Below are 1711 nucleotides of genomic sequence, written 5' to 3'. Positions count from 1 at the left end.
CAGAATGCTGGCTGATTAAACCGCATTAGTGGAAACGAAACACGCAAGGAATTCAATATGGCCTCCATTCCTACAACAATTTTGAAGCTACTTTTTCGCGCCGGCATGAAGCGTGATATACGCGACCCGGACAAACTGGTAAGACATCTTCGCAGGGTGATGAACGCGCCTTTGGCCCCCTCTCTGCTGCCACGCGGAGTGCGACTCAAGCGAGGCAAGGTTGCAGGAATAGCTGGCCACTGGCTAGGCACCGCAGACCCACAAATCACCATACTCTACCTGCATGGTGGCGCCTTCATCGGCGGGCGGCTTGATACCTATCACCACTTTTGTGGCCGTTTGGCTCACGCCCTGAATGCGCGGGTCTTTCTTCCGGATTACCGACTAGCCCCTGAGCACCCCTTCCCGGCAGCAACGGATGACGCCTTTAATGTGTATCGTGAACTGATCGCAGACCCTCGCCCTGTGGTCATTGCGGGAGACTCTGCGGGAGGCAACCTGACGTTAGTCACATTGCTGCGTGCCCGTGATCAGCTGCTGAAAATGCCGGCTTGCGCCCTCGCCATTTCGCCGGCATCGGATGCGCGAGGCACCCTGATGTCCAGACAGGCGAATAGCGACAGCGATACCATGCTTTCCCATGGCATGATTGAGGTGGCAACGGATATCTATCTGGCCGGCGCGGACCCCGCTCACCCGTATGCCTCACCAATCACCGCGGATTTCACCGGCTTGCCCCCTCTACTTTTCACTGTCAGTAGCGAAGAGTGTCTGCGCGACGATACCCATGCAGCAGCACAATGCGCGCGAGATGCGGGGGTGCCCGTGCAGGTTCTGGAGCGCGATGATATGCCGCACGTGTGGCCCGTATTCACCTTTTTGCTACCAGAGGCAAAGCAGGACTTCCCTACCATCGTCCGAATTCTGGAAAAGTATCTGACCAGCAATAACGTCGGCAAAGCCCCATCCCAAACGGTCAATGCTAGCGATAGCGCCATAGTTGAGGTTGCATCATGAATATGGCTGCTGTTGCAATCCATAACCCTCGTCCCAGCGTTACTCCTGATCATGAAGTCATTATCATCGGCGCGGGAATTTCTGGAATTGGTGCGGCAATCCAGCTGCGTGCCGATGGCATCAAAGATATCTTGATCCTTGAGCGAAGCAAGGATGTGGGAGGAACCTGGCGCGACAACCGTTATCCGGGAATCGCTGTCGACATTACCTCGTTTACCTATTCATTTTCCTTCGAACAAAACGCAAATTGGTCTCGCGTTTTTGCGCCGGGAAACGAGCTTTACCAGTATACAAGACAGGTAACAAGCAAGTATGGCATCTACCCACTGATTCGCTTTGGTGTCGAAGTCGCTAGCGCCCGTTTTGATCTCGACAGCCATGTCTGGTTGATCGATCTTACGGATGGCAGGCGACTTAGTGCACGCCATATTGTCTCGGCCTGTGGCGGTTTGATATCACCCAAGATGCCAGATATTGAAGGGCTTGATACGTTCCAGGGCAATGTCATTCACACTGCACGCTGGCCAGATGACCTTGATCTTAGTGACAAGCGAGTAGCGGTAATAGGCACTGGCGCCACTGCAGTGCAACTGATTCCGAAAATTGCCGGCAAGGCCCGCCAATTGGATGTCTACCAGCGCACCCCCATCTGGGTACTGAAAAAACCCGATCATAGCCTGCCCGGCTGGCTCAA

2 protein-coding genes are annotated in these 1711 nt (G+C 54.5%); both read left to right on the top strand.

Going from position 1 to position 1711, the window contains the following annotated elements; all coding sequences use genetic code 11:
• Window positions 1–105: 105 nt before the first annotated feature.
• A complete protein-coding gene (locus A3730_RS20505; RefSeq protein WP_231880744.1) occupies window positions 106–1017 on the top strand; it encodes an alpha/beta hydrolase in 912 nt (303 codons plus the stop codon).
• The coding region (locus tag A3730_RS20500) for an NAD(P)/FAD-dependent oxidoreductase (protein WP_156501276.1) at window positions 1014–1711 on the top strand (698 nt) is incomplete at its 3' end. The genes A3730_RS20505 and A3730_RS20500, both read left to right, overlap by 4 nt.

This window comes from Alcanivorax sp. HI0044 (assembly GCF_001634945.1).
The sequence above is the reverse complement of the archived record's forward strand: the minus strand, read 5'-3'. Positions and strand labels throughout refer to the sequence as shown.